Genomic DNA, 26,995 nt, shown 5'->3' on the forward strand with positions numbered 1-26,995 from the left:
CGCGGCGGCGGTCGCGCCATGACGCGGCAGGCGCATGGTTCCGCCGCTACCTTGACAGAACCGGAAGGGGTGGGCTTCATCCGCGCCACCCGCCCAGCCCAAGAACCCCAGGCATTCCCCTTCCGATGGCGCAGCAATCCATGGCTCGGCGTAAGTCCAGTGGACTCGTCGAGAACATCAAGACCATCGTCTATGCCGGCCTGATCGCCATCGCGATCCGCACGGTCGCGTTCGAGCCGTTCAACATCCCATCCGGCTCGATGATCCCGACGCTGCTGGTGGGGGACTACCTGTTCGTTTCGAAGTACAGCTACGGCTATTCGCATTTCTCGCTGCCGCTGTCGCCGCCGCTGTTCCACGGCCGTATCTTCGGCCGCATGCCCCAGCGCGGCGATGTCGCCGTGTTCAAGCTGCCGCGCGACACCAGCCAGGACTACATCAAGCGCATCATCGGCCTGCCCGGCGATCGCGTGCAGATGAAGCAGGGCCAGCTCTACATCAACGGCCAGCCCGTACCCCGCAAGCCCGCCGGCGAATACATCGCCGAGGGCGACGGGCCGCGCATGCTGCTCAAGCGCTACCTGGAAACGCTGCCGGGCGGGCGGGAACATTACATCCTGAAGGCGACCGACGACGGGCCGCTCGACAATACGCAGGAATACAAGGTCCCCGACGGCTACGTGTTCGCCATGGGCGACAATCGCGACAACTCGCTCGACAGTCGTGTCCTCAATGCCGTCGGCTTCGTGCCGGTCGAGAACCTGGTCGGCCGGGCTGAATTCATCTTTCTGTCGATCGGCGGCTCCGCGTCGCTGTGGGAGTTCTGGGATTGGCCGTTCGAGATCCGCTGGCGCCGTCTCTTCTCGGGGATTCACTGAGCGGCCAGGCCGCGCTGCCGGCTCACGCCCGGGCGCAGGAGATCCTCGGGCACGACTTCGCCAAACCCGACCTGCTGCGCGAGGCCCTCACCCATCGCTCCGCGGTGGCCGGCCGCCTGCTCGCCCGCGGGCGGACCGCCCGCAGCAACGGCGCCGGTTCCAACGAGCGGCTGGAGTTCATCGGCGACCGGGTGCTCGGCCTGCTGATCGCCGAGTGGCTGGCCGAACGTTTCCCGCAGGAGCAGGAAGGCCAGCTCGGCCCCCGACTCGCGCATCTGGTCTCGCAGCCCGTGCTCGCCGGCATCGCCGAGCGCCTGGGGCTGCCTGCCGTGCTGCAGGTGGCGCCGGGCGAATCCCGCGCCGGGGTGCGCCGGCTCGCCACCGTGCTGGCCGACGCGATGGAAGCGCTGATCGGCGCGCTCTATCTCGACGGCGGGCTGGAAACCGCGCGCCGGTTCGTCCGCCACGCCTGGGACGATCCCATGAACAGCCTGGCCGAGCCGCCCAAGGACCCCAAGACGGCGCTGCAGGAATGGCTGCTCGCGCGCGGCATGCAATTGCCCAACTACACCATGGTTTCCCGCGAAGGGCCGCCGCATGATCCGGTGTTCGTGATCGCGGTCGCCGCCGCCGGCCAGGAAGGCACCGGCACGGCCGGCAGCAAGCGCATCGCCGAACGCCTTGCCGCCGAGGACCTGCTGCGGAAACTGCGCGGATGACCGATACACCTTCTCGTTGCGGCTTTGCCGCCATCGTCGGCGCGCCGAATGCCGGCAAGTCGACCCTCCTCAACCGGCTGACCGGGGCCAAGCTCTCGATCGTCTCCCCGAAGGCCCAGACCACGCGCTTCCGCGTGCTGGGCATCCTGGTGCGCGAGGCCACCCAGATCCTGCTGGTGGACACGCCGGGCATCTTCCGCCCGCGCCGCCGGCTCGACCGCGCCATGGTCCACGCCGCCTGGACCGGGGCGCAGGACGCCGACCTGGTGCTGTTCCTGGTCGACGCCCGCACCGGCCTCACCGACGACGTGCGCGCCATCGCCGAACGGATCAAGGCCCGGGGCGGGCGCATCTGGCTGGTGCTGAACAAGGTCGACCTGATCGACCGGCCGCGCCTGCTGCCGCTCACCGCCGAGCTGGCGACGCTGGTGCCGGCCGAGCAGACCTTCATGGTCAGCGCCGCCAAGGGCGACGGGCTGGAAGCCCTGCTCGCGGCCCTGGCCGCCGCCATGCCGGAAAGCCCGCATCTCTACCCGGACGACGACCTGACCGACCTGCCCGACCGGCTGCTCGCCGCCGAGATCGTGCGCGAACAGGTCTTCCTGCAGACCCACGAGGAAGTGCCATACGGCACCACGGTCGAGACCGAGTCCTGGCAGGAACGCAAGGACAAGTCGGTGCGCATCGAGGCGACCATCTACGTCGCGCGTGCCGGGCAGAAGGCGATCCTGATCGGCCAGGGCGGCACCCGTATCCGCGACATCGGCGCCCGCGCCCGCGCCGAACTGACCCGGCTGTTCGAACGGCCGGTGCACCTGTTCCTCAATGTGCGCGAACGCGGGGGATGGGACGAGGAAGGGGCCCGGTTGCGGGCGCTGGGGCTGGAAGACCCGCCGGAAGCGTAAGGCACGGGCTCTGCCCGTGACCCGCCAAGGGCCACAAGGCCCTTGGATCCCATTCTCGCTGCGCGGCACAGAGTCATGGGTTCCAAGGGCGAAGCCCTTGGTGGAGGTCCAGGAGGCAAAGCCTCCTGGTGGGGCGCGGGGCAACGCCCCGCCACGTCAGCGACGATCCGCCCAGATCCGCGCTGCTTCGGCCTCGGCTTCGCCGGGATCCTGTGCCCGCCCAAGGGCCAGCAATGCGAGGCCGATCGTCGCCTGGATGGTCATGATCGCGGCTTGTGGCGTGGCCTCGCCGTGCCAGACGGCGGCGAAGAGATCCGGCGAGCGTTGCAGGGTCTCGGCGAGAACGAGGCCGGGCTGACCCGGCAAGGCGATTTCCGTCCGGCCGCCGGCCTGTGACCAGAGGAACGCCGTCCCCGGCTTGGCCGGGACGCGCTCGGCTTCGCCGCCGCCGCCTTTCAGCACCAGCAGGCGCGGGCGGCCCAGGCATTCGGCCGCCGCCAGATGCACATCCAGATAGGCCGGGTGGAACACGCCATCGACTCCGGCCGGCGCGCGCGCCGGATCGAGCAGGCGGGACGCGGTGTTCACCGGCGAGCGCAGCCCGAACAGGCGGCGCAGACCAAGCAGCCGGTCAAGCGCGGGGGCAAGCGTGGCCACCGGCAGATAGGCGAAGCCGGTGCGATCGAGCGACTCCGCCGCCGCGTCCATGTCGCGGGCCGGCGCCAGGCCGAGTGCCGCCAGCCCGTCGGCGACGGAAACCGCGCTGCCGAGTTCGTTCGAGCCGTGCATGAGCACCCGTACGCCCGATCGGGCGAGCGCCAGCGCGGCAAGCAGGAACCAGGGCAGGCCCCGGGTGCGGCCGGCGCCGTAGCTCGGCCAGTCGAGATCGGCCGGGGGGGCCGGAGGCAACGTGGCCTGGGCCGCCTCGACCATGCCGGCGATCTGCGCGCCGTCCTCGCCGCGGTAGCGCAGCAGCATCAGGAAGGCGCCAAGCTGGTGCGGATCCACGTCCCCGGCCAGGGCCATGGTGAAGGCTTCGCGCGCCTCGTCGCGGGTGAGCGCGCGCGATTTGCCCGGACCGCGCCCGAGGGCGGCGACGAATTCGGCGAAGCGGGCGAGCGATGTCTCAGGCGGCACGATGGAGCGTGTCTTTCCGGGCCTGTGCCAGCGCGACCACCGCGCCGATCAGCACCAGAGTGGGACCGGAAAACCCTTGTTCGTGCAAGCAGGCGGGCAACTCGGCGAGCGTGCCGAACAGCGCGCGCTCACCGGGGCGGCTCGCGTTCTCGACGGCGACGGCGGGGGTGGAGCCGGGCAGGCCGGCCTCGGTGAGACGGGCGGCGATGGTGGGCAGGGTGCGCGCGGCCATGTAGGCGGCGACGGTGCCACCGGAGGCGGCGAGTCCGGCCCAGTCATGCCCCGGCACGGCGCCGTCGCTGCCATGGCCGGTGACCAGATGCAGTGAGCGCGCCACGTCGCGATGGGTGAGCGGGATGCCCAGCCGCGCCGCGGTGGCGCAGGCGGCGGTGATGCCGGGGACCACCTCCACCGGCACGCCGGCGGCGCGCAGGCTGTCGAGTTCCTCGCCGCCGCGGCCGAAGATGAAGGGATCGCCGCCCTTGAGCCGGACCACATGGGCGCCGGCGCGGGCTTCCCGGACGATCAGGGTGTTGATGGCGGCCTGGCTCATGGCGTGGCGGCCGCAGCGCTTACCGACATCGATGCGGCGGGCCTTGGGCGGGACAAGATCCAGCACCGCGGGTTCGACCAGGGCGTCGTAGAGCACGACATCGGCTTCGCGCAGGGCGCGGACGGCGCGCAAGGTGAGCAGTTCGGGATCCCCGGGTCCGGCGCCGACCAGGGTCGCGCGGGGACGCTTCGGGACAGGGGGCGGTTCCGGGGCCACCAGCGTCACCGCGATGCCCGCCGCTTGCGCCAGCGACAGCAGGGCGTGGGCGGCGTCCGCGTCGGCAGCGCGCAACAGGACCCCGGCAGGGCGGTCAGAGGGCGGGTTCGCGGACATCGCGCAGGATCCTCTCAAGCTCGGGGACGCAGGAACCGCAATTCGTGCCGGCGCCGAGCATGGCACCGAGTTCGGCAATGCTGTGCAGGCGATGGGTCACGATGGCGTGGCGGATGGCGGCCTCGGAAACACCGAGGCAGGCACAGATGCGGGGTCCCTCGGCGGGTGCCGTGGCGATGCCGGCGAGCAGGCGGGGGCGTGTCGTCGGGACGACCCGGCGGCCGAGCAGGTCGGCCAGCGCCGCCTCGGACGGCAGGGCCGCCCGGGTGCGGGCGAGCGCCAGGATGGCGTGCAATTCCCCGCCCAGCAGCGCGGCGCGGCGAAAGGTCAGGCGGCCTGGATCGGCCATCTCGATGATTTCGGCCCCGGCAGGGGCGCCAAGCAGGCGGGCGAGCGCGTCGCCTTCCGGCTGGGCGTCAAGGCCGGCGAGGCGGAACAGCTCACCCGCCGGCAAGGGAATGCGGACCCAGTGAACGCCGTCGGGAGCGGTGCCGGGGATGCGGCGGAGCAGCAGACCCTCGAAATGCGCGGGCAGCGGTGCCACCCGGGCGGGCGTGGATTTCAGCCCGGGCTGGCCGGAAAGCGGGTCGCAGCCGGCACCGGTGGCGCGCGCGACCGTACCATGGGACGCGAAGGTGCCGCTCCAGTGCATCGGCGCGAACACCTCGCCGCGGCGCTGGGCGTGCGTGGTGCCGACGCGCAGCACGACCGCGCCCTCCGGCGTTTCCACCCGGGCCAGCGCGCCATCGGCGAGGCCGAGTCGGGCAGCATCGCCGGGATGGATGGACAGGAGCGGCTCGGGTGTGTGGGCGGCGAGTTCCGGTACGCGGCCGGTGCGGGTCATGCTGTGCCATTGGTCGCGCACGCGGCCGGTGTTCAGCACGAAGGCGCCATCTGGTCGGGGTTCCGGGGCCCGCACCGGCACCAGCCGGGCGCGGCCATCCGCGGTGGGGAAGCCGCCGAGGGCGAACAGCCGTCCCCCCTCCCCGGCCGCGCCGGCCGGCAGCGGCCAGCGCACCGACCGCAGCGCGTCATAGGCAGCATCGTCCAGGCCGGCGAGCGCGCCGATATCGAACAGGCGGCACCCGTCATTGGCGCGGGCCGACAGCGCGGCATGTTCGCGGAAGATGGCAGCCGGGCCGTCCCAGGCGAAGTGGTCCGCCCAGCCCAAGCGGCGCGCCACCTGAGCGAAGGCCCACCAATCCGGCCGGGCGAGGCCGGGCGCGGCCCGAAACGGGCGCTGGCGGGAAATGCGGCGCTCCGAGCTGGTGACGGTGCCGTCCTTCTCGCCCCAGCCGGCGGCGGGCAGCACGACATCAGCCAGCGCGGTGGTGTCGGTGGGCCAGCAATCGGAGACGACGACGAAGGGGCAATCCGCCAGCGCCTGCCGGACGCGGCCGGCGCGCGGCATGCTGGCCACGGGGTTGGTGGCGGCGATCCAGATCGCCTTGACGCGGCCATCGGCCACCGCCTCGAACAGCTCGATGGCCTTCAGGCCGGGCGTGGTGGCAAGGTTGGGGGCCTGCCAGAAGTCCCGCAGCACGGCGCGGTCCTCGGCGTGATCGAAACGCAGATGCGCGGCGAGCTGGTTGGCGAGCGCGCCGACTTCCCGCCCGCCCATGGCGTTGGGCTGGCCGGTCAGCGAGAACGGCCCCATGCCGGGCCGGCCGATGCGGCCGGTGGCGAGATGGACATTGATGATGGCGTTCACCTTGTCGGTGCCGCCGGTCGATTGGTTCACCCCCTGCGAGAACGCCGTGACGCTGTGCTCGGTGGCGGCGAACCAGGCGTAGAAGGTCTCCAGCGCCTCGGGATCGACGCCGCAGCGCGCCGCGACGGCGTCGAGGCAGGGCGCGTCGGCGCGCGCGGCGGCGAGCGCATCGGCCAGGCCGGTGGCATGGCGCCCGATCCAGGCGTCATCAAGAGCGCCTGACCCGGCGAGATGCACGAGCAGGCCGTTGAACGCTGCCACGTCGCTGTCGGGGGCGAGCGGCAGATGCAGGTCGGCGGCTTCGGCGGTGGCGGTGCGGCGCGGGTCGAGCACCACCACTTTGGTCCCACGCGCCGCCCGTGCGGCCTGCAGACGCTGATGCAGCACCGGATGGCACCAGGCGGTGTTGCTGCCGACCAGCACCACCAGATCGGCCTGCTCCCAGTCGTCGTAGGTGCCGGGCACCACGTCCTCGCCGAAGGCACGGACATGGCCGGCCACCGTCGAGGCCATGCACAGGCGCGAATTGCTGTCGATATTGGCGCTGCCGATGAAGCCCTTCATCAGCTTGTTGGCAACGTAGTAGTCCTCGGTGAGGAACTGGCCGGAGACATAGAAGGCGACGCTGTCCGGCCCATGCCGGGCGATGGTGTCGGCGAAGCGACCGGCGATGTGGTCAAGCGCGCTGTCCCAGCCGGCCGGCACGCCGCCGAGCAACGGCTCGGTCAGGCGGAAGCTGTCATCGAGGGTGCGGGAAAGCGCCGCCCCCTTCGAGCAGAGCCGGCCGCGATTGGATGGATGCGCGGGATCGCCCCGTACCGCCTCGCCGCCGGCGATGACGCCGCAGCCGACGCCGCAATAAGGGCAGGTGCTGTGCACGGCGGTCATGCGCCGGCCCCGAGCAGGATGCGCCGTCCCTGCAGCCGCACCGGCAAGCGACGGGCGCAGCCATCGTCGGGCGCCGCGGCCTCGCCGGTTTCCAGCGACAGCACCCAGTTGTGCAGCGGACAGGTTACGGAATGACCGTGCACGATGCCCTGCGACAGTTTGCCGCCCTTGTGCGGACAGCGATCGTACAGCGCGAAGACCTGGTCGTCGGCGGTGCGGAAGATGGCAACCGGCCCGGCGGCGGTCGCGACCGTGCGGGCACCGGGAAGCGGGATGTCGTCGATCGCGCCGACATCCCGCCAGGCGGGGAAACCTCCGTCCATCGGCATCACTCCACCACGGCAAGATCGGTGAACCGCTCAGCCTTCTCGGCCTCCTGCGCCCAGGGATCGTCCTGGGCGAAACGCTGCGCGTGCAGGAAGCGATCGCGCAGGGCGCGACGGCCATCGGGATCGTCGACGAGGCGCCGGCGGATGCTGTCGATACCGACGCGCTCGACCCAGGGGGCGGTGCGCTCCAGGTAGCGCGCCTCCTCGCGATAGAGCTGCAGGAAGGCGGCGGCGTATTCCAGCACCTCCTCGGGCGTGGCGACCTTGGTGAGCAGGTCGGTGACGCGCACCTTGATGCCGCCATTGCCGGCGACGTGCAGTTCCCAGCCGCTCTCCACCGCGATGACGCCGAAATCCTTGATCGTGGCCTCGGCGCAGTTGCGCGGGCAGCCGGAGACGGCGAGCTTGGTCTTGTGCGGCGTCCAACTGCCCCAGGCCATCTTTTCCAGGGCGATGCCCATGGCGGTGGAATCCTGCGTGCCGAAGCGGCACCACTCGGAGCCCACGCAGGTCTTCACCGTGCGCAGCGCCTTGCCATAAGCGTGGCCGGACACCATGCCGGCGGCGTTGAGGTCGCGCCAGACCTGCGGCAGTTGCTCGCGGGTGACGCCGAGCAGGTCGATGCGCTGGCCGCCGGTGACCTTCACGCCGGGGATGGCGTAGCGCTCCACCACGTCGGCGATGGCGCGCAGCTCGGCGGCGGTGGTGACGCCGCCCCACATGCGGGGCACCACCGAATAGGTGCCGTCCTTCTGGATGTTCGCGTGCAGGCGCTCGTTGACGAAGCGGCTCTGGGCGTCATCGACATACTCCCCGGGCCATTCGCACAGCAGGTAGTAGTTCAGCGCCGGGCGGCAGGACGCGCAGCCATCCGGCGTGGCCCAGTCAAGCGCGCGCATCACCGCCGGGATGGTCTTCAGCCCGCGGGCGCGGATCTCCGCGCGCACCGCGTCATGGCCGTGCGGGGTGCATTTGCACATCGGCCTGACCTTGGGGGCCGCGTCATAAGCGCTGCCGGCGGTGTGCTGCAGCAGCGCCTCCACCTGACAGGTGCAGTTGCCGCAGGAAGCGGAGGCCTTGGTATGGGCGCGCACCGCTTCCACGGTGGTGAGCTTCAGGCGAGTGATGGCCTCGACGATGCGGCCCTTGGAGACGCCGTTGCAGCCGCAGATCTCGGCGGTGTCGGGCAGGCTTTCCACACCGGCGGCGGGGGCACCGGCAATTGCGGGGCCGAAGATCAGGCCGTCGCGCAGCGCCGAAACGTCGGTGCCGGCCTTGAGCATGCCGAAATACCAGGCGGCATCGGCGGCATCGCCGTAGAGCACGACACCGGCAAGCGTGTCGCCGCGCAGCACGAGGCGCTTGTGCACGCCACGGGCGGCGTCGCGGAAGACGATCTCCTCGGTACCGGCATCGCCGAGGAAGTCACCGGCGGAGAACATGTCGATGCCGGTGACCTTCAGCCTTGTGCCGGTGACGGCGGGGACATAGGCCGTGTCGGCGACCCCGGTGAGGGCATCCGCGCAGACCTTGGCCATGTCCCAGAGCGGGGCGACGAGGCCGTAGGTGGCGCCGCGATGCTCGATGCACTCGCCGACTGCGAAGACATGCGGATCGGAACTGCGCATGGCGTCGTCCACGCGCACGCCGCGGCCACAGGCGAGTCCCGCCGCCCGCGCCAGCGTCGCGTTCGGGCGGATGCCGACCGCCATGACCACGAGTTCGGCCGGGATCTCGCGCCCGTCGGCCAGTTGCACGACCTGGACTCGGCCCTCGCCCAGGATGGCTTTGGTATTGGCTTCAGTGAGGATGGTCAGGCCGCGCGCGGTGAGATCGTCGCGGAGCATGCCGGCGGAGACCGGATCGAGCTGACGCTCCATCAGCGTCGGCATCAGGTGCAGCACGGTCACGTCCATGCCGCGGCGGGCAAGGCCGCTGGCGGCTTCGAGCCCGAGCAGGCCACCGCCGATCACCACTGCCGGAGCGCCCGTGCGCGCCGCGCCGAGCATGGTCTCGACATCGGCGATACCGCGGAACCCGACCACGCCCGGCAAATCGGCGCCGGGCACGGGGATGATGAAGGGCTCTGATCCGGTGGCGAGCAGCAGCACGTCATAGGGGCGCGTGGTGCCGTACTCGCCGCGCACCACGCGGGCGGTGCGGTCGATCTCGGCGACTGCCTCGCCGGCGATCAGCTCGATGCCGCGTTCCGCGTACCAGGGACGGTCATGCGTGACGATGTCGGCAAAGCTCTTGTCCCCGGCAAGCACCGGGGACAGCATGATGCGGTTGTAGTTGCCGTGTGGCTCGGCGCCGAACACGGTGATGTCGAAGGCGGCTGGCGCGCGGGCGAGGATTTCCTCCAGCGTGCGGATGCCGGCCATGCCGTTGCCGACCAGCACGAGGCGACGGCGGCTGGGTGCGAGCATGTTCATGGTGCCTGCCCTCCCCGCTCAGACGCGCGCCGCGTTGTAGAGGGCGACCCAGGTGCCGCGCCAGCGGCGCCCGACTCCGGCGATGCCGACCAGGGCGATGGCGGCGAGCCCCGCGAAGACCATGAAGCCGGGACCGTAGCTGCCGGTGATCTGGCGGGCGTAACCGAGGCTGGACGCCAGGTAGAAGCCGCCGAAGCCGCCAGTCATGCCGACGAGGCCGGTCATGATGCCCATCTCGCGCGGGAAGCGCTGCGGCACCAGTTGGAACACCGCGCCGTTGCCCATGCCCAGGGCCAGCATGCCGATCAGGAACACCGGCATCGCCAGCCAGATCGAGCCGGGGCCGGTGGCGATGGTGGCGAAGGCCATGGCGGCGACGGCATAGAGCGCGGTCAGCGCCCGCACCCCGCCGACGCGGTCGGCCACGGCGCCGCCCAGGGGGCGGACCAGGGAGCCGGCGAACACCACCGTCGCGGTGCAATAGCCGGCGGCGACGGCGGACAGGCCATAGGCATCGTTGAAGTAGATGGTCAGCGAGGAGGCGAGCCCGACGAAGCCGCCGAAGGTGACGGCATAGAAGAACATGAAGCACCACGCATCGCCGATCCGCAGCAGCCGCATGTAATCGGCGAAACGCTTGCGGGCCGGCGCAAGCGGGCTGTCCTTTGCCAGCAGAATGAACAGGGCCAGCGTCGCCAGCAGCGGCAGGGTGGCAAGGCCGATCACATTCTGCCAGCCGAACAGCACGGCGAGGCCGGGGGCGAACAGGGCGGCGAGCACCGTGCCGGAATTGCCGGCGCCGGCGAGGCCGAGCGCGGTGCCCTGGTGCTCCGGCGGATACCAGGATGAGGCGAGCGGCAGGGCGACGGCGAAGGAGGCGCCGGCCAGCCCGAGCACCACGCCCAGCAGCAGCGTACCCTGATAGCTGGAGATCCCCAGCGCCCAGGCGACGCCGAGCCCGGCGATCACCAGGATCTGGGCGACGATGCCGACCCGCTTCGGGCGGTAGCGGTCGACCAGCACGCCGAGGATCACGCGCAGGATGGCACCGGCCAGCACCGGCACCGCGACCATCAGCCCCTTTTCGGCCGGGGTGAGGCCCAGGTCACGGGAAATGGCGACGCCGAGCGGCCCGAGCAGCACCCAGGTCATGAAGCTCAGGTCGAAATAGAGGAAAGCGGCGAACAGGGTGGGCAGATGCCCGGCCTTGAAGAAACCCTTGGTCATTGGCTGATGCTCCGGGGGCATGGCGCCCGGGGCGGACCGTCCTTGGCCCGCCGGCATCGGTCAGAGGCCGGAACGGCCCCGATGACACGGGACATCCGCCATTGGATGCCCGTCCCCGGGCAGGCTGCGCCCGGCAGTGGCTAAGGAGCAATGGGCATGCCACAAAACGCGACCACGGAATGGGCAAAATCGCCACCCCGGATGCGCTCACGATGCAGGCAAATGCACATATAAATATCTATATTTGCCTATTTTCCGCGCTTACAGGCATAAATGATCATATTTTGGGCGAACACAGGCCCATTCCCACTGGTCGAGCTGCCTTTATCCCACGGCAAGCTCGGCCAGGACGTCCGGCCGGTAGACCCTGGCCGCGAAGGCGGCATCGTCGGCGCCGTCCTCCAGCCATCCCCACCGGCGCATCTCCGCCAGGAACCAGAGCGCCTCCCCGACCGTAATCGCGTCCGCCCCGGCGAAGCCGATGCACTCCGTGGCGCCACCACCGGGCAGAGCCAGGCGCACCGCCGCCTGCGGCAAGGCCAGCCGCGCCGCCAGCAGCGCAGCCAACTCCGGCGCGAGGGCCGGATCGGCACATAGACGCTGCGCCCGCAGCAATGCGCGCAGCAGCGCCGCCACCTCGCCGGGCCGACTGCGCAAGAGCCCCTCGGCCAGGGCGAGGCATTTTTCCGGATGCCCCGGGCGAATTGACGACGTGCCCAACAGGACCTGACCGACCCCCTGCTCCGCCGCAACCTCCCCCCAGGGCGCACCGGCGCAGAAGCCGGCAATGCGGCCAGCGGCGAGTTCACCGACTACGCGATCGGGCGGCACCACGACGATCTCCACGGCGCGGTCCGGATCGATGCCGCCCGCCGCCAGCCAGTGGCGCAGCAGCAGGTTATGGGTGGAAAAGCCATGCACGACGGCGAAGCGCGGCGGCTGCGCGCGGCTGCGCAGCCAGGGGGCCAGATCCGCCCCCGCCGGCACGTCGCGCGCGACCACCACCGAATTGCCGCCGCGGCTGATACCCATCGGCACGATCAGGCCGGTGCGGCGGCCCCGCAACCCGGCGGCCATGGCCAGCGCCAGCGGCGGCAGCATAATGGCCGCGTCCAGCATGCCCCAGGCCAGCTTGTCCGCGACATTCGCCCAGGACGGCTCGACCTGCAGCGCCACCTCCACCCCCTCGGCGGCGAACAGCCCCTCGGCTTCAGCCAGCACCGCGGGCGCGCTGTCGGCAAGACGGAGCACGCCGAGGCGCAGGGCGGCGGTCATGGCGCGATCTCCCCATTGGTCTGCAGCACCGCGCGGGCGACGTCGGCGAGGCGCCGGCCGCCGGCCATGGCCTGGCGCTGCAGCCAGCGATAGGCCTCGGGCTCGGAGCAGCGGCGGGTGCGGATCAGCATGGCCTTGGCCCGGTCGATCAGCGCCCGTTCCTGCAGGCGGGCCTCGGCCTCGCTGAGGGCGGCACGGGTCTGTTCATGGCGGTGGAACAGGGCGACCGCGGCGCGCAGCACCGGCCGAACCTCGGCGGGCGCGACCGAGCCGACATTGTAGGAACAGACCCCGGCGGCAATGGCCTCTTCCATGAACGCCGGATCGTCCTCGTCCACGAACAGCACGACCGGATGCGGGCGGCTGCCGGAAAGCTGCCTGACCCCCTCGAGCGTGTCGCGGTCGGGCCGGGTCATGTCCACCAGCACCACGTCGGGCGCATGCAGCGCCACGGCATCGTGCAGAAGCTGCCCCGGAAGGGCGCAGACGACCGAAATATCGCCGTCGCGGCGCAGCGCCCGGGCGAGATAGGCGGCCCGATCAGCATCGTCGTCAGCCAGCAGGATCTTCACGCCGTCGGCAGTTCCATACTGTTCGGCCTGCCTGCGGCGGCAGCCCCCGGGCCGGTTTAGCAAGAGCGGGGCCAGAGGGGCAGGCGAAACCCGCCCCCCGTCGGCACGCGGATCAGTGCGGCGGCAGGCCGGTCGACAGCGCCTGCCAGACGCGCACCGCCTGCACCGTCGCCGCGACATCGTGCACCCGCAGGATCGAGGCCCCGCGTGCCAGCGCGAACAACGCCGCCGCCAGTGATCCGGGATCGCGCTGCTTCGGGGGAATGCCGCCGACGACCCCGCCGATGAAGGATTTCCGCGACACCCCGACCAGAAGGCGGCAGCCAAGATTGAGCAGCAGCGGCAGGCGCCGCAGCGTCTCCAGGTTATGGCCGAGGTCCTTGGCAAAGCCGATCCCGGGATCGAGCACGATCCGGGCGCGGGGAATGCCGGCCGCCTCCGCCGCGGCGACACGGGCGGCGAGTTCCCGCGTCACCGTCACCGCGACATCCTGGTACTGGGCAAGCGAGGCCATGGTGTCGGGGGTGCCGCGCATATGCATCAGCACCACGGGGGCGCCATGGCCGGCGACCACGGCAAGCGCTCGGGGATCGTGGGCCAGCGCCGAGACGTCGTTGATGATGGCGGCCCCGGCATCGAGCGCGGCCGCCATGGTGGATGCGTGGCGTGTGTCGACCGAAATCGGCACCCCGAGATCGCGCAGGCCGCGGATCACCGGCAGGATACGGGCCTGTTCCTGCTCCGGCGACACGGGGGCGGAGCCGGGCCGCGTGCTCTCGCCGCCGATGTCGAGGATGCCGGCCCCCGCTTCCACCATCTCCCGTCCCGCGGCGCAGGCGCGGCCGGGGTCGAAACGGTCGCCGCCATCGCTGAAACTGTCCGGGGTGACATTGACGATGCCCATGACCACCGGCACGGCACCAAACCCGGCCCAGTCGGGCGGGGTGGTGCCAAGCCGGGTGGCAAGGTCATGCCAGTCGGCGGGCAGGTCCGTGGCCGCCACGAGGCGCCTTGAATCGCCATCGATCAGGCGGGCCAGGGTGAAGGCACCGCCCCCCGCCAGCCTCAGCGCCCGGCCCTCGCCGATCGCCTGCCGGGCCGCCTCGCCCTCGAGCAGGCCGAGGGGCTCGATCAGGCGCATCGGTCGTGCCGCCCGGCGGCACCCGGCCGACTACTTCCTGTTTCCGTCCGGACCGTATTGCTCCAGGAAGGCAATGATATTCTTGCGCTTCGTCTCATCCTTGATTCCCGGGAAGATCATTTTCGTGCGGGGAACCACGGTTTGCGGCGAAGTGAGGTACTTGTCCAGTTCCTCGGGCGTCCAGGTCAGGCCGGAATTGCGGTTGGCCTCGGAATAGCTGAAGCCCGGAATCGTGCCGGCCTTGCGGCCGACCACGCCGTTCAGCACCGGGCCGACGGCGTTCTTCGCGGTCGGGCCGATCTGGTGACAGGAGCGGCAGACCACGAAATCCTTCTCCCCGGCCGCCGCATCCTGGGCACGGGCAGCCATGGCGGACGCGACCATCAACAGGGTCGCCAGAAGACCGATGCGAATCACGCAACCTCCCTTGTGGCCCTCTGCGGGGCACATCATCGCTTGCTGCAAACGCCATGCGTTTCAGCATCCGCCACCGTGACCTGTCAAAGCGTCGCCCCGGCAGGACGCCTCGAGAGATCCGTGCTCCGTCCCTCGTGATCGGGCCAGTCGCAATGCCAGCGCACCACCCGCCAGCCGGGGTGAGCCCCCGACCATTGCGCCAGGAAGGCCGGTGCCTGCATCGTACAGGATCGCAACGAGGCGGTGGATTGCAGCAGGACGTGATGTTCCCGGCAGATTCCGGGATCGGTCAGCAGGCAGGCGAGCAGGATCAGGTCGACAAGGTCCATGACGGCAGGCGTCAGTCATCGTACGTGATATAGGCGAACCGCTCGTCGCCCTCCGGCGTGCCCTCCAGGGCACCCCCCGCCCGGGCGGGCTGCCACTGGATCACCTCCTCGATCTTCGCCGCGAGTTCGAGGTCCTTGTCGGTAATGCCCTTGGCCGTGTGGGTCATCAGCCTGACCTCGACGGTTGCATAGGACACGGCAAGGTCGGGATGATGCCACGCCGCCTCGGCGAGATGGCCGATGGTGTTGACAACCATCAGCGTGGCCTTCCAGGATGCCGTCCGATAAGCACGGCAGATATGGCCTTGCTCGAACCGCCAGTGCGGCAGGCGTTCGCGCAGAAGTTGCTGTAGTTCGGCGTCCTTGTACACGCGCTCCTTAGGGCGATCCGCCATCCATCCCTCCTGTTCTTATCCCGCCCCGTGATCCCGGCCAGGTGGGGCGGTGACGGTTGCGGCGTCATGCGGGCTCGGATGACTATGCTGCGCGCGATGCGCAATGGACAAGCGCGATGGATCCCGCACCCTGCCCTGGCAGCCACGACCATTCGTCACCGCGGCGCCGACCAGTCGCCGGCAAGCAGACGGTTGCGCAGCAGGAAGCGCAGTCCCCGCGCCCAGGACTCGTTGGTGTTGCCGCGGATATCGACGATCGCGCAGTTGTGCATCCATGCGGATCAGTCGCTCCCTTTCCTCCGGCCGCGGGCCATGGATTTCCCCTTCCAGGCTGGTGTCGACGAACTCGACGTCGAACACTGCGGTCCGCAACGGCTTCGCCTGTGCCTGCAAAGACGTCAGCGTCGTGATGACGCCGGGCAGGGCCAGCCATCGTTCACCGGATTTTCCCTCCCCTGCCCTGTCCATCACGCTCCCTTTGGTCCTGCGGCCCTTGAACGCGGCCGGATGGCTGTTCATCCTGGTCTCAATGAAACGTCCAGACCGCACCGCCGACAACGTCATCGGCAGACGGACCGCCATCACCGGAATGGCGTTGATGGGATTCGTGGCCGCACCGGCCCGGGCCGAGGCGGTGATCCACATCGGCTATCTCCGCTGGACGGAGCCGCGGCTGGCCATCTCCCTGCTCGATCGACCGGCCGCCGACGATGGGCTGGCCGGGGCACGACTGGCACTGGCCGACAACAACAGCACCGGAAGCTTCATCGGCCAACGCTACGAGTGGCAGACCATCCCGGTGCGCGCCGGTGACGACGTCGTTGGTGCGCTGAACCGGCTGGCCGATGACGGCATCGGACTGGTGCTGACCGATGCCCCGGCGCCCACCATCCTGCAGCTTGCCCCCGTGGCATCGCAGCGGGGAATCACCCTGTTCAACATCGCCGCGCCGGACGACGCCCTGCGCGAAGAGAACTGCAGTGCCGCGGTGATCCATGTGGCCCCGTCGCGCAGCATGCTGGCCGACGCGCTGGCGCAGTACCTGGTCTGGAAGAAATGGTCGCGCTGGGTGCTGGCGGCGGGATCGCATCCGGACGATGCGCTGCTGGCCGATGCCTATCGCCGTGCAGCGCAGCGCTTCGGTGCGCGCATCGTCAAGGAGATCATCTACAAGGATACCGGAGGCTCCCGGCAGACCGACACGGGCCTGTTGCAGACGCAGCAGCAGATGCCGGTCTTCACCCAGGGCCTGCCGGAGTACGATGTCCTGGTCGCCGCCGACGAGAACGAGGTGTTCGCCGGCTATCTGCCCTACCGCACCTGGGACCCGCGACCGGTGGCGGGATCGGCCGGGTTGCGCCCGGTGACCTGGGATGCATCGAGCGAATCCTGGGGCGGCACGCAGGTGCAGGATCGCTTTCGGCGCATGTTCCACCGTGGCATGACTCCGCTCGACATGCAGGCCTGGACCGCCATGCGCCTGATCGGCGAGGCCGCGAGCCGCGGCGGCGCGGAACCGCAGAAGCTGATCGGCCAGTTGCGGTCGCCGGATTTCGGCGTGGGCGCCCACAAGGGGCAGAAGCTGACACTGCGCGCCTGGAACGGGCAGTTGCGGCAGCCAATCCTGCTGTCCGACGGCCGTAACGTCGTGTCCGTCTCGCCGCAACCCGGCTTCCTGCATCAGGTGAATGAACTCGACACGCTTGGTGTCGATCGACCGGAAACACGGTGCAAATTGCCATGATTCGAAAGGCGCTACGAACCGCCGTGCTGCTTCTGGCCACGACGCTGCCCGCCTTGCCGGCCAGGGCCTTCATTGCCTATGTCAGCAACGAACGCGACAATACCATCAGCGTCGTCGACCTCGACCAGATGAAGACGGTGAAGACCGTTCCGGTCGGCCAGCGCCCCCGCGGCATCACCATGACACCCGATGGTCGCGAGATCCTGCTGTGCGCCAGCGACGACGACATCATCCAGATCATCGACCCGAAGACATTGGCGATCACAGGCACGTTGCCATCCGGCCCCGATCCGGAGACCTTCGTGCTGCATGTCTCCGGCAACCCGCTGTTCGTCTCCAACGAGAACGACAACATGGTGACGATCATCGACGTCGCCAAGCGCCAGATGCTGGCGCAGATATCGACGGGCGTGGAACCGGAGGGCATGGAAGTGAGCCCGGACGGCCGCACCATCGTCAACACCTCCGAGACGACCAACATGGCGCATTTCTTCGATGTCGCCAGTCAGCGGATGGTGGCCAGCGTGCTGGTCGATGCCAGGCCACGCATCGCCCAGTACCGGCATGACGGGCGGGAGGTCTGGGTGTCCGCGGAACTCGGCGGCACCGTGAGCGTGATCGATCCGACCCGGCACGCGGTGACTCACAGGATCGCCTTCACGGTACCGGGGCTGCGGGCGGAAGCGATCCAGCCGGTGGGCCTCCGCTTCGCCCCGGATGATTCGCTGGCCTTCGTCGCGCTTGGACCGGCGAACCGTGTCGCCGTGGTGGATACCGGAAGCTACGAGGTGAAGAAGTACCTGCTGGTGGGGCAACGTGTCTGGCAGATGGCCTTCACGCCGGATGGGAAATACCTCCTCACCACGAACGGCCTGTCCAACGACATCTCCGTCATCGATGTCGGGGCCTTGAGGGTCGTGAAGTCGATCCCGGTCGGGCGCCTGCCCTGGGGAGTGGTCGTCGCGCCGCAATGACCCCGCCAGGCCCACCGGCGCTCATGGTCGAGAAGGTGAGCCATAGCTATGGCTCCCGTCCGGCGTTGCGGGACGTGACGCTGACGGTGCCGCAATCGCGCTTCACCGCGCTGCTCGGGCTGAACGGCGCCGGCAAGACCACGCTATTCTCCCTGGTGACACGGCTGTTCCACACCAGGCAGGGCAGCATCCAGGTGCTCGGCCACCCGGTGGCGCGCGAACCGGGCGAGGCGCTGCGCCGGCTGGGCGTGGTGTTCCAGGCACGCACGCTCGACCTCGACCTTTCGGTCATGGACAACCTGCTCTATCACGCGGCGCTGCATGGCATCGGCGGGCGCGAGGCGCGGGCACGGGCCGAGGCGGTGCTGCGGGATGTGGAGCTGCTTGTCCGGGCGCGGGACCGGGCGCGGCTGTTGTCGGGGGGGCAGATGCGGCGCGTGGAAATCGCACGGGCCCTGCTGCACGCGCCGCGCCTGCTGGTGCTGGACGAGCCGACGGTCGGCCTCGATGTCGCCTCCCGCAGGAGCATCCTGCGACACGTCCGCGATCTGGTGCAAAACCGGGGGGTCGCCGTGTTGTGGGCGACCCATCTGCTGGACGAGATCGACCCGGGCGATGCCGTGGTGGTACTGCACCGGGGACGGGTCGTGGCGGCGGGCGAGGCCGGGGAGGTCGCCGCGGGAGCGACGGACCTGCGCGAGGCGTTCATGCGCCTGACCTGCGACGGGCAGGACGATGCGCCATGACCTCCCATGAACACATCCCCCCGCGTGGCTTCCGCACTGGCCAGTACATGATCTGCCTGCGCGGCATCATCTGGCGGGAGGCGCTGCGCTTCCTGCAGCAGCGGGGGCGCTTCGTCTCGGCACTGGTGCGGCCACTGGTATGGCTGTTCATCTTTGCCGCCGGATTCCGACAGATCCTCGGCGTGTCCATTATCCCGCCGTACCAGACCTATGTGCTGTACGAGGTCTACGTCACCCCCGGGCTGATCGCGATGATCCAGCTCTTCAATGGCATGCAGTCCTCGCTGTCGATGGTCTATGACCGGGAGATGGGCCATATGCGCATGCTGCTGGTGAGCCCGTTTCCACGCTGGTTCCTGCTGAGCGGCAGGTTGCTGGCCAGCACCGTGGTGTCGATCCTGCAGGCCTATGTCTTCCTGGCCATCGCCTGGGCCTGGGAGATCGAGCCGCCCCTGCCCGGCTATATCACGGTCCTGCCGGCCCTGGCTCTGTCCGGGGTCATGCTCGGGGCGATGGGCATGCTGTTGTCCTCGATGATCCGGCAGCTCGAGAACTTCGCAGGGGTCATGAACTTCGTCATCTTCCCGATGTTCTTCGCCTCCTCGGCGCTCTATCCGCTCTGGCTGGTGCAGCAATCGAGCCCGGTGGTGCACCTGATCTGCCGGATCAATCCCTTCACCTATGCGGTCGAATTGATTCGCTTCGCCCTGTACGTGGAAGTGGACTGGCTGTCGCTGGCGGTCGTGATGGGAATAACCGTCGTATTCACCACCGGCGCCATCCTGGCCTATGACCCCGCGCGCGGGCTGATCGCACGCCGCAGCGGAGGCGATGCATGAGCGGATGGCTTCGCAGCTTCGTGACCGTGGCCGCCGTGCTGGCCGCCACTGGCGCAACCCCGGCTGCCCCCCCAAGGACACAGGATCCCGATTGGCCCTGCCAGCAGATCAAGGTGCCGGAGATGTCGCTTGCCGCGATGTGGGCTGGGCCATCCCCCGCCCCGGAAGCGGCCGGATGGCAGGCGGACGCCACCGTGGCGGAAACCGTGCGCCGGCTGGCGGAGCGACGCCTGCCGCTGGACCAGGCGAAGGCAGATATCCAGGATTTCGCCCTCCGAGCCGGCGCTCAGCGGCGGCAACAACTACTTTCGTTGCTGGTCGGGCTGTTCGAGGTGATGAACCAGCAGCGTGACAGTGTCCTGAGCGGACTGGAACGCTTCGGTCGACGACAAAAAGCCCTCGCCGTGGAGTTGCGGGAAGCGGTGGAGAAGCTGCACGGAAGTCCTGCGGGGCCTGCTGGTGAAGCTGGCGCGATTGATCCCTTGCGGCAACAGGTGGAGTGGCAGGCACGGGTTTTCGATCAACGCCGGCAAATGCTGGCCTCGGTTTGCGACGTACCTGGCCGGATCGAACAGCGGCTGTTCGCACTGACCCGTCTGCTGCAGGATGCGCTCGACCATCCCGCGACAGAGGCTGCCCCCTCCGGAAAGATGCCCTGACCCGCGAACCGACGGCGTGACGGCATCAACGAGGGCTCGGTCCGCCCTCGGTTCCCGGTTTCGCCCCGATCCCCTTGGCATCGGGCTGGCTGGTGTTGGCAACGCCTTGCTGACCGTCTGTCCGGGTTGACGGCCCTGATTTGTTATCGGGCGTGCCCTGCACGCTGGCAGTGCCCTGCCCGGTGCTGTTTCCCGCCGCCGCCGAAGGATTGCCGGACGCCGGTCCGGAGGTCACGCCCTGGCCGGGGCTTTCAGCACGGGCGCCAGCAACCGGCAAAACCAGCATCATGACAGCCACGAAAACCGGACTGCATCGCCTGCCCTTCACTATCGGCTGCCCCCCTTCCGCAGCAGAATTCAAGATTCCGCCGACATTTCGGAAAGAACGTCGGGCCGATGCGCATGGTTGCCGATGGAAGGTCAGGTCGTCCGGTCACCCGCCTCCGGCACCACCGCACCGGCGCACCCCGAGCGACCGGCCCCGGTATTGGCACGCATTGGCGTCTCAAGCGCGAAGCCATTCGCGCCGTCGAGCGTATGCCGTCGATTTTCTTCCATCCTTCCTGTCCGTCCCATCTGCTCTGTTGTGGACGTACGGCGCACCAGTGCGGGGCCGGTATGCGGATGGCACACTCCGCTTGAGCGAAGGATTGAGAAGGGGCCGGATCAGCCCGCACGGTAGCCTGTCCTCCCCTGTCCATGCGAAGGAGACCGCGATGCGAAGGCTGCTGCTGGCGGCTGTGCTTGTCCTGGTGCCGCCGACGCTCTTGCGGGCGGACCGACCCGATGCTCCCACCGACTACTCCACGGCCACGCGTGCGGAATACGTCTTCACCTGCATGGCCGTGAACGGTGGCACCAGGGACGCTCTGCAGCGCTGCGCCTGCGCCATCGATGTCATCGCCTCGCTGCTGCCGCGTGACCGCTACGAGGCGGCCGAGACGGTGCTGCGGATGCGCCGGGATGTGGGTGGCTACCTCGCCCAGCAGTTTCGTACGGGCATCAGCAATGACATCGTGCGCGATCTGGACGAGGCCCAGGCGGAAGCCGAGGTACGCTGCTTCTGAACAAATCCTCGCGGCCGGACCTCAGGTGCCGGCAGGCTCAATCGGCCATTCCCCGCTGAACAACCGGGCTTCGCTATCCGCGACTTCGCCCGGAACATCCGCGCACCGTTACGCCAAAAGAAGAAGCGCCGCTGCGAATTCCCGGCGATCGGGACCCGGCTGCACCGACGCCTGTGCGGCGGCCCGCGGCAGTGCCGAAGATGTGATGATGATGGATCCCGGCGCCGCGCATGCCGCGCAGCGTGACATCAATGCCGGCGCGTCTGCTGCGACCGCGGAAACACGATATCCGAGACACCACCCGCCATGGGGAAGAACAGAAACTGGTCCTTCTTCCCGCGTTCAGTCAGCTTCTGGACGGGATCATCCGGCACTGCTACGCTTTCGCACGCGCAGGCGTTCCGCAACCAGCATGCGTCAACACCGTCCATAACAACAGGCCAAAAGGCAGAGGAGACCTCCATCATGACCTGGACGCGTCCGAAACTCCGCGAGATCTGCATCGGCATGGAGATCAACGGCTATCTGCCCGGGCAGCTCTGAGGTTCCATCGGCCTGATACGGGGGATGGGTGAGCAGACCGCGACACTGACGGCTTTGGTCCTTGGCGCGGCAGCCGGCGGCGGGTTCCCGCAATGGAACTGTGCCTGCCGGCTTTGCTGTCTGGCCAGGGCCGGGGATGCACGGGTCCGGCCCGCGACCCAGGCCGGCATGGCCGTGACGGCAAATGGCAGGAACTGGGTGCTGATCGGTGCGTCACCGGATCTGCGGCAGCAGTTGACTGCCACACCGTCACTGGCGCCACGGGGCGACGGGCGTGACACTCCGATTACAGCCGTGCTGCTGATCAGCGCTGATATTGACGGCATCGCCGGGTTGCTGACACTGCGGGAAAGCCAGGCCTTCGACATCTACGCCCCCCCTGCCATCCTCGAGGTGCTGGGGAGCAATCGGGTCTTCGATGTGCTGGATCCCAGTCTGGTGCGACGCATTCCGCTGCCGCCGCATACGTCTGTCGCGTGCGCCGGGATCACCATGACGGTGCTGCCGATGCCAGGGAAAGTCCCGCTCTACCTGGAAGATCGCCAGGCGAGCCAGCCAGAGCCGGGACCGACCTATGCCGTGCGGCTCGACGCCGCCGGACGGCGCATCGTCGTCGCCCCGGCCTGTGCCGAAATTACCGGGCCGGTGCGGGCGGCGCTGCGCGACACCGATGCTCTGTTCTTCGACGGCACGCTGTTCACCGATGACGAGATGATCTCCGCCGGCGTCGGCGTGAAGACCGGGCAACGGATGGGCCATGTCTGCATCGACGGCGAAGCGGGTTCCTTGTCCCGCCTGCGCGACCTGCCGGGGCGGCGCATCTTCTATCACATCAACAACACCAACCCGATCCTGCTGGCCGATTCGCCGGAGCGGCGAATGGCCGAAGCCGCCGGTTTTGAAATCGCATATGACGGAATGCAGGTTCAGATATGACCCGTCTGCTCACGCCTGACGAACTGGAATCCCGCCTGCGCGAGCTGGGAGCAGCGCGCTATCACAACCTGCACCCCTTCCACCGCATGCTGCACAGCGGGCGCAGCAGCAAGGCCCAGGTTCAGGCCTGGGCCCTCAATCGCTACTACTACCAGTCGATGATTCCGCTGAAGGATGCTTCGCTGATAGGACGCTGCGAGGACCCGGTGCTGCGACGGGAATGGCGCAGGCGCCTGGAGGACCATGACGGCACCGACACGCATCCAGGCGGAATCGAGCGCTGGCTGAAGCTGACCGACGGTCTCGGCCTCGCCCGGGAGCTGGTGACCTCGACACGTGCCCTGCTGCCCACGACCCGCTTCGCGGTGCAGGCCTATGTCCATTTCGTGCGCGAGCGCAGCCTGCTGGAAGCAGTGGCCTCCTGCCTGACCGAGATGTTCTCGCCACAGATCATCTCCGAGCGGATGGAAGGCATGCTGGCGCATTACGACTACATCACGCCGGAAACCCTGTCTTACTTCGCCAAGCGCCCACCGCAGGCCCGGCGCGACGCGCATTTCGCGCTCGATTACGTGAAGCGACATGCGCGCACCCCCGAACAGCAACAGGCCGTGATCGACACGCTGACCTTCAAGTGCGACGTGCTGTGGAGCATGCTGGACGCGCTGCATCACGCCTATGTCTCGCCCGGCCTGATACCGCCAGGCGCCTTCGTGCCGGAGGGCTGAGCGTGTCCGTCGACCTGCCCGACCGTCCCCGCCTCGCCCCCGGCGTGCGCCTGCATTTCGACCGCACGCGCAATGCCTGGGTGCTGCTCGGCCCCGAACGCGTCATCGAAGCGGAAGGTCCGGCCAGCGAGATCCTGCAACGCTGCGACGGCAGCCGCAGCATCGGCCAGATCATCGACGAGCTCGCCGGGCTTTATGCGGCCGAGCGCGAGGTGATCGCGGCGGATGTGTGCGACCTGCTCGCCGATCTCGCCAGCCGCCGCCTGCTGGCGCCATGACCGCCGCCCCGCCGCCGGCGCTTCCGGCTCCGCTTGGCCTGCTCGCCGAGCTGACACATCGTTGCCCGCTGGCCTGCCCCTACTGCTCGAATCCAACGGCGCTCGAGCCACAGGCAGGGGAGTTGACGGCGGGAGAGTGGGCGCGCGTGTTCACCGAGGCCGCCGGGCTCGGCGTGCTGCAGGTGCACCTCTCCGGCGGCGAGCCCGCCGCCCGGCGTGACCTGGTGGAGATCGCCGGCGCGGCACACGCGGCCGGGCTCTACACCAACCTTATCACCTCGGCGGTCGGGCTCGACGCCACACGGCTTGACCGGCTGCGGGGCGTCGGCCTCGACCACGTGCAAATCTCGCTGCAGGACGTCGATGCCGGCAGCGCGGATCATATCGCCGACTACCCGGGCGCCCATCGCCGCAAGCTGACGCTGGCCCATCGCGTGGTGGAGCTGGGCCTGGCCCTGACGGTGAACGCGGTGATCCATCGCGCCAATATCGGAAACCTGGCTGGCCTGGTCGGCCTGGCGGCTTCGCTCGGCGCCGGCCGCATCGAGATCGCCCATGCGCAGTATCATGGCTGGGCCCTGCGCAATCGTGCCGCCCTGATGCCGACATGGGCACAGGTCGAGCAGGCGATGGCGAGCCTCGCGCAGTTGCGGGTGCAGTACGAGGGCCGGCTGGCCATCGACCTTGTGGTCCCTGATTACTACGCACGCTGGCCCAAGCCCTGCATGGGCGGGTGGGGACGCCGCTCCCTGAATGTCACCCCCTCCGGACGCGTGCTGCCCTGCCATGCCGCCGAGACCATCCCGGGTCTGGAATTCTGGTCGGTGCGCGAGCGACCCCTTGCGGAAATCTGGGAGCGGTCGCCGGCATTCCAGGCATTCCGCGGCACTGACTGGATGCCTGAGCCCTGCCGTTCCTGTGACCGGCGGGAGATCGATTTCGGCGGTTGCCGCTGCCAGGCCCTGGCGATTACCGGCGATGCCGCCGCGACCGACCCGGCCTGCGAGCGCTCCCCCGACCATGCGCTGATGCGGCTTCTGGCCGGGCAGGATTCGACAGGCGGGACCCCGCACTATGACTGGCGGGGGCGTGCGGCTGCTCCCGTTCCGGCTCGCTGAACACGCCAAGTATCACGAGCCGGCTCGCAGTTCCGGGAAGAGAAAAGCTCTTGCCGACCGGCCTGATCGCTGAATAGTTTTCGCTGCTTCCGGCTTCAATGACACCCGCAGGTGGGAAGGGCGGGTTTCCTCGAAGGTGGCGCCGATTCGCAGGATCAGCGATCGGGCGCCGCCATCACATGGTGCCGCAGCCGCTCTTCCCAGCCGAGCTTGTGACGAATGCCGGACAGGCCCGATTGCGTGCCGCCGTGTCGTAAGCGAAATAAATCAAAACGGGAGGAAACCAATGCACGTCGTGTCCAGGAAATCCCTGTCAACCGGCACCATTCTCGCGACCTTGATGGTGAGCTTAATCGGGGGCAGCGGATCCGCGCCGGCGCAAGATCTCGTGAAGCTGCAGGCCAACCCGGCCAATGTGATCATGCCGACGATCACCTATGACAACCAGCGTTACTCGGCCCTTGATCAGATCACCCCCGAGAACGCCGGCCGGCTGCAGGTCGCCTGGAGCTTCTCGACCGGGGTGTTGCGAGGCCATGAAGGCGGGCCGCTGGTGCTGGGGGACGTCATGTACGTGCACACCCCATTCCCCAACATCGTCTACGCGCTCGACCTGAACAACGATGGCAAGATCCTGTGGAAATACGAGCCCAAGCAGGATCCGAACGTCATCCCGATCATGTGCTGCGACACCGTCAACCGCGGCGTGGCCTACGGTGACGGCAAGATCTTCCTGCACCAGGCCGATACCGGGCTGGTCGCACTCGACGCCAAGACCGGCAAGGTTGCCTGGTCGGTGAAGACCGGTGATCCGGGCCAGGGGGAGACCGGCACCTCGGCGCCGATCGTGATCAAGGACAAGGTCTATGTCGGCGTCTCCGGCGGCGAGTTCGGCGTGCGCGGCTGGTTCGCCGCCTATTCGGTCGCTGACGGCAGGCAGGTCTGGCGCGCCTTTTCGGTCGGGCCAGACAAAGAGGTCATGATCGATCCGCAGAAGACCACGCAGCTTGGCAAGCCGATCGGTGCCGATTCCAGCCTGAAGAGCTGGGAAGGCGACCAGTGGAAGATCGGCGGTGGCACGACCTGGGGCTGGCATGCCTACGATCCCGAGCTCAATCTGATTTATTATGGGACCGGCAATCCCTCGACCTGGAATCCAAGACAGCGGCCCGGCGACAACAAGTGGTCGATGACCATCTTCGCCCGTGACGCCGACACCGGCATGGCCAAATGGGTCTATCAGATGACGCCGCATGACGAATGGGATTTCGACGGCGTCAACGAGATGATCCTGGCCGATCAGGAGATCAATGGCCGGCCGCGCAAGCTGCTGGTCCATTTCGATCGCAACGGCTTCGCCTACACCCTGGATCGCATCAATGGCGAATTGCTGGTGGCGGAGAAATACGACCCGGCAGTGAACTGGGCCACCAAGGTCGACATGGACCGCAACAGCCCGACCTATGGGCGCCCGTTGGTGGTACCGAAATACTCGACGGCGCAGAACGGCGAGGACACCAACACCACCGGCATCTGCCCGGCCGCCCTCGGCACCAAGGACCAGCAGCCGGCCGCCTACTCCCCGGTCACCGGCCTGTTCTACGTGCCCACCAACCACGTCTGCATGGATTACGAGCCGTTCCGGGTGGCCTACACGGCGGGACAGCCTTATGTCGGTGCGACCCTGTCGATGTATCCGCCGCCGGGCAGCAGCAACATGGGCAACTTCATCGCCTGGGATGCACGGGCCGGCAAGATCGTCTGGTCGCTGCCCGAGCCTTTCTCGGTGTGGTCGGGGGCGCTCGCCACCAAGGGCGGCGTCGTGTTCTACGGGACGCTGGAAGGCTATCTGAAGGCGGTGGACGCCAGCACCGGCAAGGAGCTGTACAGGTTCAAGACGCCGTCCGGCATCATCGGCAACGTCATCAGCTACGAGCATGGCGGCAGGCAATACGTCGCCGTCCTGTCCGGGGTCGGCGGCTGGGCCGGCATCGGACTCGCCGCTGGCCTGACCGATCCACATGCCGGGCTCGGTGCCGTTGGCGGCTATGCGTCGCTGAACAATTTCACCGCGCTGGGCGGCACGCTCACGGTGTTCAGGCTGCCGGCCAACTGAGGC

General features: G+C 68.8%; 28 protein-coding genes. 15 read left to right on the top strand and 13 right to left on the bottom strand.

The features are described from left to right. Positions 1-125: 125 nt before the first annotated feature. From lepB to era, 3 genes are read left to right on the top strand one after another with little or no spacing between them, the layout of a single operon-like run. On the top strand, positions 126-878 hold the full coding sequence (lepB, locus tag NBY65_RS28840) for a signal peptidase I (RefSeq protein ID WP_250265749.1): 753 nt from the start codon (positions 126-128) through the stop codon (positions 876-878). Positions 879-892: 14 nt separating this feature from the next. Then, the gene (gene rnc / locus NBY65_RS28845; RefSeq protein ID WP_203330582.1) at positions 893-1,597 is read left to right on the top strand and encodes a ribonuclease III; all 705 of its coding nucleotides are present in this window, start codon (positions 893-895) and stop codon (positions 1,595-1,597) included. After that, complete coding sequence (gene era / locus NBY65_RS28850; RefSeq protein ID WP_150042405.1) at positions 1,594-2,502, top strand: GTPase Era; 909 nt, start codon at positions 1,594-1,596, stop codon at positions 2,500-2,502. Before rnc ends, era begins: the two co-directional genes overlap by 4 nt. Positions 2,503-2,658: 156 nt before the next feature. Here era and NBY65_RS28855 read toward each other — a convergent pair whose 3' ends face one another. The 13 genes from NBY65_RS28855 to NBY65_RS34275 all read right to left on the bottom strand — a co-directional run bounded on the left by NBY65_RS28855 (position 2,659) and on the right by NBY65_RS34275 (position 15,889). Beyond that, entirely contained in the window at positions 2,659-3,639 is a 981-nt protein-coding gene (locus NBY65_RS28855; RefSeq protein WP_162530677.1) for a glycosyl transferase family protein, read from the bottom strand. Then, positions 3,629-4,525 carry a uroporphyrinogen-III C-methyltransferase gene (cobA, locus tag NBY65_RS28860; RefSeq protein ID WP_150042403.1) on the bottom strand — a complete coding sequence of 299 codons (897 nt, stop codon included), beginning with the start codon at positions 4,523-4,525 and terminating at the stop codon, positions 3,629-3,631. The genes NBY65_RS28855 and cobA overlap by 11 nt, the downstream gene beginning before the upstream one ends. Beyond that, a complete protein-coding gene (locus NBY65_RS28865) occupies positions 4,503-7,124 on the bottom strand; it encodes a nitrate reductase (RefSeq protein WP_150042402.1) in 2,622 nt (873 codons plus the stop codon). Before NBY65_RS28865 ends, cobA begins: the two co-directional genes overlap by 23 nt. Then, positions 7,121-7,447, bottom strand: coding sequence for a nitrite reductase small subunit NirD (nirD, locus tag NBY65_RS28870; protein ID WP_150042401.1), 327 nt, complete (start codon positions 7,445-7,447; stop codon positions 7,121-7,123). The genes NBY65_RS28865 and nirD overlap by 4 nt, the downstream gene beginning before the upstream one ends. A 5-nt stretch (positions 7,448-7,452) precedes the next feature. Then, positions 7,453-9,888, bottom strand: a complete 2,436-nt coding sequence (gene nirB / locus NBY65_RS28875; protein ID WP_150042400.1) for a nitrite reductase large subunit NirB — start codon at positions 9,886-9,888, stop codon at positions 7,453-7,455. Positions 9,889-9,906: 18 nt separating this feature from the next. Further along, complete coding sequence (locus tag NBY65_RS28880) at positions 9,907-11,115, bottom strand: nitrate/nitrite transporter (protein ID WP_150042399.1); 1,209 nt, start codon at positions 11,113-11,115, stop codon at positions 9,907-9,909. A gap of 324 nt (positions 11,116-11,439) precedes the next feature. Continuing rightward, positions 11,440-12,390 (bottom strand): ABC transporter substrate-binding protein, encoded by a 951-nt coding sequence (locus NBY65_RS28885; RefSeq protein ID WP_150042398.1) that lies wholly within the window; start codon positions 12,388-12,390, stop codon positions 11,440-11,442. After that, entirely contained in the window at positions 12,387-12,962 is a 576-nt protein-coding gene (locus NBY65_RS28890) for an ANTAR domain-containing response regulator (RefSeq protein ID WP_150042397.1), read from the bottom strand. Before NBY65_RS28890 ends, NBY65_RS28885 begins: the two co-directional genes overlap by 4 nt. Positions 12,963-13,074: 112 nt before the next feature. Then, positions 13,075-14,103, bottom strand: coding sequence for a dihydropteroate synthase (gene folP / locus NBY65_RS28895; protein WP_150042396.1), 1,029 nt, complete (start codon positions 14,101-14,103; stop codon positions 13,075-13,077). Between the two features lie 30 nt (positions 14,104-14,133). Then, positions 14,134-14,520: a c-type cytochrome gene (locus NBY65_RS28900; protein ID WP_239002895.1), complete on the bottom strand. Its 387-nt coding sequence runs from the start codon at positions 14,518-14,520 to the stop codon at positions 14,134-14,136. A gap of 83 nt (positions 14,521-14,603) precedes the next feature. After that, entirely contained in the window at positions 14,604-14,849 is a 246-nt protein-coding gene (locus NBY65_RS28905) for a hypothetical protein (RefSeq protein ID WP_150042395.1), read from the bottom strand. Positions 14,850-14,860: 11 nt separating this feature from the next. Then, a complete protein-coding gene (locus NBY65_RS28910) occupies positions 14,861-15,244 on the bottom strand; it encodes a 4a-hydroxytetrahydrobiopterin dehydratase (RefSeq protein WP_150042394.1) in 384 nt (127 codons plus the stop codon). A 15-nt stretch (positions 15,245-15,259) separates the two neighbouring features. Beyond that, entirely contained in the window at positions 15,260-15,889 is a 630-nt protein-coding gene (locus NBY65_RS34275) for a DUF3280 domain-containing protein (protein ID WP_239002894.1), read from the bottom strand. Here NBY65_RS34275 and NBY65_RS28920 point away from each other — a divergent pair. The 12 genes from NBY65_RS28920 (at position 15,852) to xoxF5 (ending at position 26,992) form a co-directional block, all read left to right on the top strand. Further along, positions 15,852-16,988, top strand: coding sequence for an ABC transporter substrate-binding protein (locus NBY65_RS28920; RefSeq protein ID WP_239002893.1), 1,137 nt, complete (start codon positions 15,852-15,854; stop codon positions 16,986-16,988). The genes NBY65_RS34275 and NBY65_RS28920 overlap by 38 nt on opposite strands. After that, complete coding sequence (locus NBY65_RS28925; RefSeq protein WP_150042393.1) at positions 16,985-17,962, top strand: PQQ-dependent catabolism-associated beta-propeller protein; 978 nt, start codon at positions 16,985-16,987, stop codon at positions 17,960-17,962. The genes NBY65_RS28920 and NBY65_RS28925 overlap by 4 nt, the downstream gene beginning before the upstream one ends. Next, positions 17,959-18,708 (top strand): ABC transporter ATP-binding protein, encoded by a 750-nt coding sequence (locus NBY65_RS28930; RefSeq protein WP_150042392.1) that lies wholly within the window; start codon positions 17,959-17,961, stop codon positions 18,706-18,708. The genes NBY65_RS28925 and NBY65_RS28930 overlap by 4 nt, the downstream gene beginning before the upstream one ends. Then, positions 18,705-19,547 (top strand): ABC transporter permease, encoded by an 843-nt coding sequence (locus tag NBY65_RS28935; RefSeq protein ID WP_150042391.1) that lies wholly within the window; start codon positions 18,705-18,707, stop codon positions 19,545-19,547. The genes NBY65_RS28930 and NBY65_RS28935 overlap by 4 nt, the downstream gene beginning before the upstream one ends. Next, complete coding sequence (locus NBY65_RS28940; protein WP_150042390.1) at positions 19,544-20,206, top strand: hypothetical protein; 663 nt, start codon at positions 19,544-19,546, stop codon at positions 20,204-20,206. Before NBY65_RS28935 ends, NBY65_RS28940 begins: the two co-directional genes overlap by 4 nt. A 716-nt stretch (positions 20,207-20,922) precedes the next feature. Beyond that, entirely contained in the window at positions 20,923-21,273 is a 351-nt protein-coding gene (locus NBY65_RS28945) for a hypothetical protein (protein WP_150042389.1), read from the top strand. Between the two features lie 306 nt (positions 21,274-21,579). Further along, on the top strand, positions 21,580-21,816 hold the full coding sequence (gene pqqA / locus NBY65_RS28950) for a pyrroloquinoline quinone precursor peptide PqqA (RefSeq protein WP_203330576.1): 237 nt from the start codon (positions 21,580-21,582) through the stop codon (positions 21,814-21,816). Between the two features lie 24 nt (positions 21,817-21,840). Beyond that, positions 21,841-22,752, top strand: a complete 912-nt coding sequence (gene pqqB, locus NBY65_RS28955; protein ID WP_203330575.1) for a pyrroloquinoline quinone biosynthesis protein PqqB — start codon at positions 21,841-21,843, stop codon at positions 22,750-22,752. Then, entirely contained in the window at positions 22,749-23,480 is a 732-nt protein-coding gene (gene pqqC, locus NBY65_RS28960) for a pyrroloquinoline-quinone synthase PqqC (protein WP_150042388.1), read from the top strand. Before pqqB ends, pqqC begins: the two co-directional genes overlap by 4 nt. 2 nt (positions 23,481-23,482) lie before the next feature. Beyond that, a complete protein-coding gene (pqqD, locus tag NBY65_RS28965) occupies positions 23,483-23,758 on the top strand; it encodes a pyrroloquinoline quinone biosynthesis peptide chaperone PqqD (protein ID WP_150042387.1) in 276 nt (91 codons plus the stop codon). Further along, positions 23,755-24,876 carry a pyrroloquinoline quinone biosynthesis protein PqqE gene (gene pqqE, locus NBY65_RS28970; protein WP_150042386.1) on the top strand — a complete coding sequence of 374 codons (1,122 nt, stop codon included), beginning with the start codon at positions 23,755-23,757 and terminating at the stop codon, positions 24,874-24,876. The genes pqqD and pqqE overlap by 4 nt, the downstream gene beginning before the upstream one ends. A 388-nt stretch (positions 24,877-25,264) precedes the next feature. Then, positions 25,265-26,992, top strand: a complete 1,728-nt coding sequence (gene xoxF5, locus NBY65_RS28975; RefSeq protein ID WP_338110425.1) for a lanthanide-dependent methanol dehydrogenase XoxF5 — start codon at positions 25,265-25,267, stop codon at positions 26,990-26,992. Positions 26,993-26,995 lie beyond the last annotated feature (3 nt).

The organism is Rhodovastum atsumiense, from assembly GCF_937425535.1.
Lineage (GTDB): Bacteria > Pseudomonadota > Alphaproteobacteria > Acetobacterales > Acetobacteraceae > Rhodovastum > Rhodovastum atsumiense.

Coding starts and splice junctions, on each gene's coding strand:
- nirB (WP_150042400.1), bottom strand. CDS start 9,888: ATGAACATGCTCGCACCCAGCCGCCGTCGCCTCGTGCTGGTCGGCAAC.
- NBY65_RS28945 (WP_150042389.1), top strand. CDS start 20,923: ATGCGAAGGCTGCTGCTGGCGGCTGTGCTTGTCCTGGTGCCGCCGACG.
- NBY65_RS28880 (WP_150042399.1), bottom strand. CDS start 11,115: ATGACCAAGGGTTTCTTCAAGGCCGGGCATCTGCCCACCCTGTTCGCC.
- NBY65_RS28940 (WP_150042390.1), top strand. CDS start 19,544: ATGAGCGGATGGCTTCGCAGCTTCGTGACCGTGGCCGCCGTGCTGGCC.
- NBY65_RS28885 (WP_150042398.1), bottom strand. CDS start 12,390: ATGACCGCCGCCCTGCGCCTCGGCGTGCTCCGTCTTGCCGACAGCGCG.
- lepB (WP_250265749.1), top strand. CDS start 126: ATGGCGCAGCAATCCATGGCTCGGCGTAAGTCCAGTGGACTCGTCGAG.
- NBY65_RS28925 (WP_150042393.1), top strand. CDS start 16,985: ATGATTCGAAAGGCGCTACGAACCGCCGTGCTGCTTCTGGCCACGACG.
- pqqA (WP_203330576.1), top strand. CDS start 21,580: ATGGGGAAGAACAGAAACTGGTCCTTCTTCCCGCGTTCAGTCAGCTTC.
- NBY65_RS28935 (WP_150042391.1), top strand. CDS start 18,705: ATGACCTCCCATGAACACATCCCCCCGCGTGGCTTCCGCACTGGCCAG.
- NBY65_RS28930 (WP_150042392.1), top strand. CDS start 17,959: ATGACCCCGCCAGGCCCACCGGCGCTCATGGTCGAGAAGGTGAGCCAT.
- folP (WP_150042396.1), bottom strand. CDS start 14,103: ATGCGCCTGATCGAGCCCCTCGGCCTGCTCGAGGGCGAGGCGGCCCGG.
- NBY65_RS28910 (WP_150042394.1), bottom strand. CDS start 15,244: ATGGCGGATCGCCCTAAGGAGCGCGTGTACAAGGACGCCGAACTACAG.
- pqqE (WP_150042386.1), top strand. CDS start 23,755: ATGACCGCCGCCCCGCCGCCGGCGCTTCCGGCTCCGCTTGGCCTGCTC.
- era (WP_150042405.1), top strand. CDS start 1,594: ATGACCGATACACCTTCTCGTTGCGGCTTTGCCGCCATCGTCGGCGCG.
- NBY65_RS28865 (WP_150042402.1), bottom strand. CDS start 7,124: ATGACCGCCGTGCACAGCACCTGCCCTTATTGCGGCGTCGGCTGCGGC.
- pqqC (WP_150042388.1), top strand. CDS start 22,749: ATGACCCGTCTGCTCACGCCTGACGAACTGGAATCCCGCCTGCGCGAG.
- NBY65_RS28905 (WP_150042395.1), bottom strand. CDS start 14,849: ATGGACCTTGTCGACCTGATCCTGCTCGCCTGCCTGCTGACCGATCCC.
- NBY65_RS34275 (WP_239002894.1), bottom strand. CDS start 15,889: ATGTGGATCACCGCCTCGGCCCGGGCCGGTGCGGCCACGAATCCCATC.
- cobA (WP_150042403.1), bottom strand. CDS start 4,525: ATGTCCGCGAACCCGCCCTCTGACCGCCCTGCCGGGGTCCTGTTGCGC.
- pqqB (WP_203330575.1), top strand. CDS start 21,841: ATGGGTGAGCAGACCGCGACACTGACGGCTTTGGTCCTTGGCGCGGCA.
- nirD (WP_150042401.1), bottom strand. CDS start 7,447: ATGGACGGAGGTTTCCCCGCCTGGCGGGATGTCGGCGCGATCGACGAC.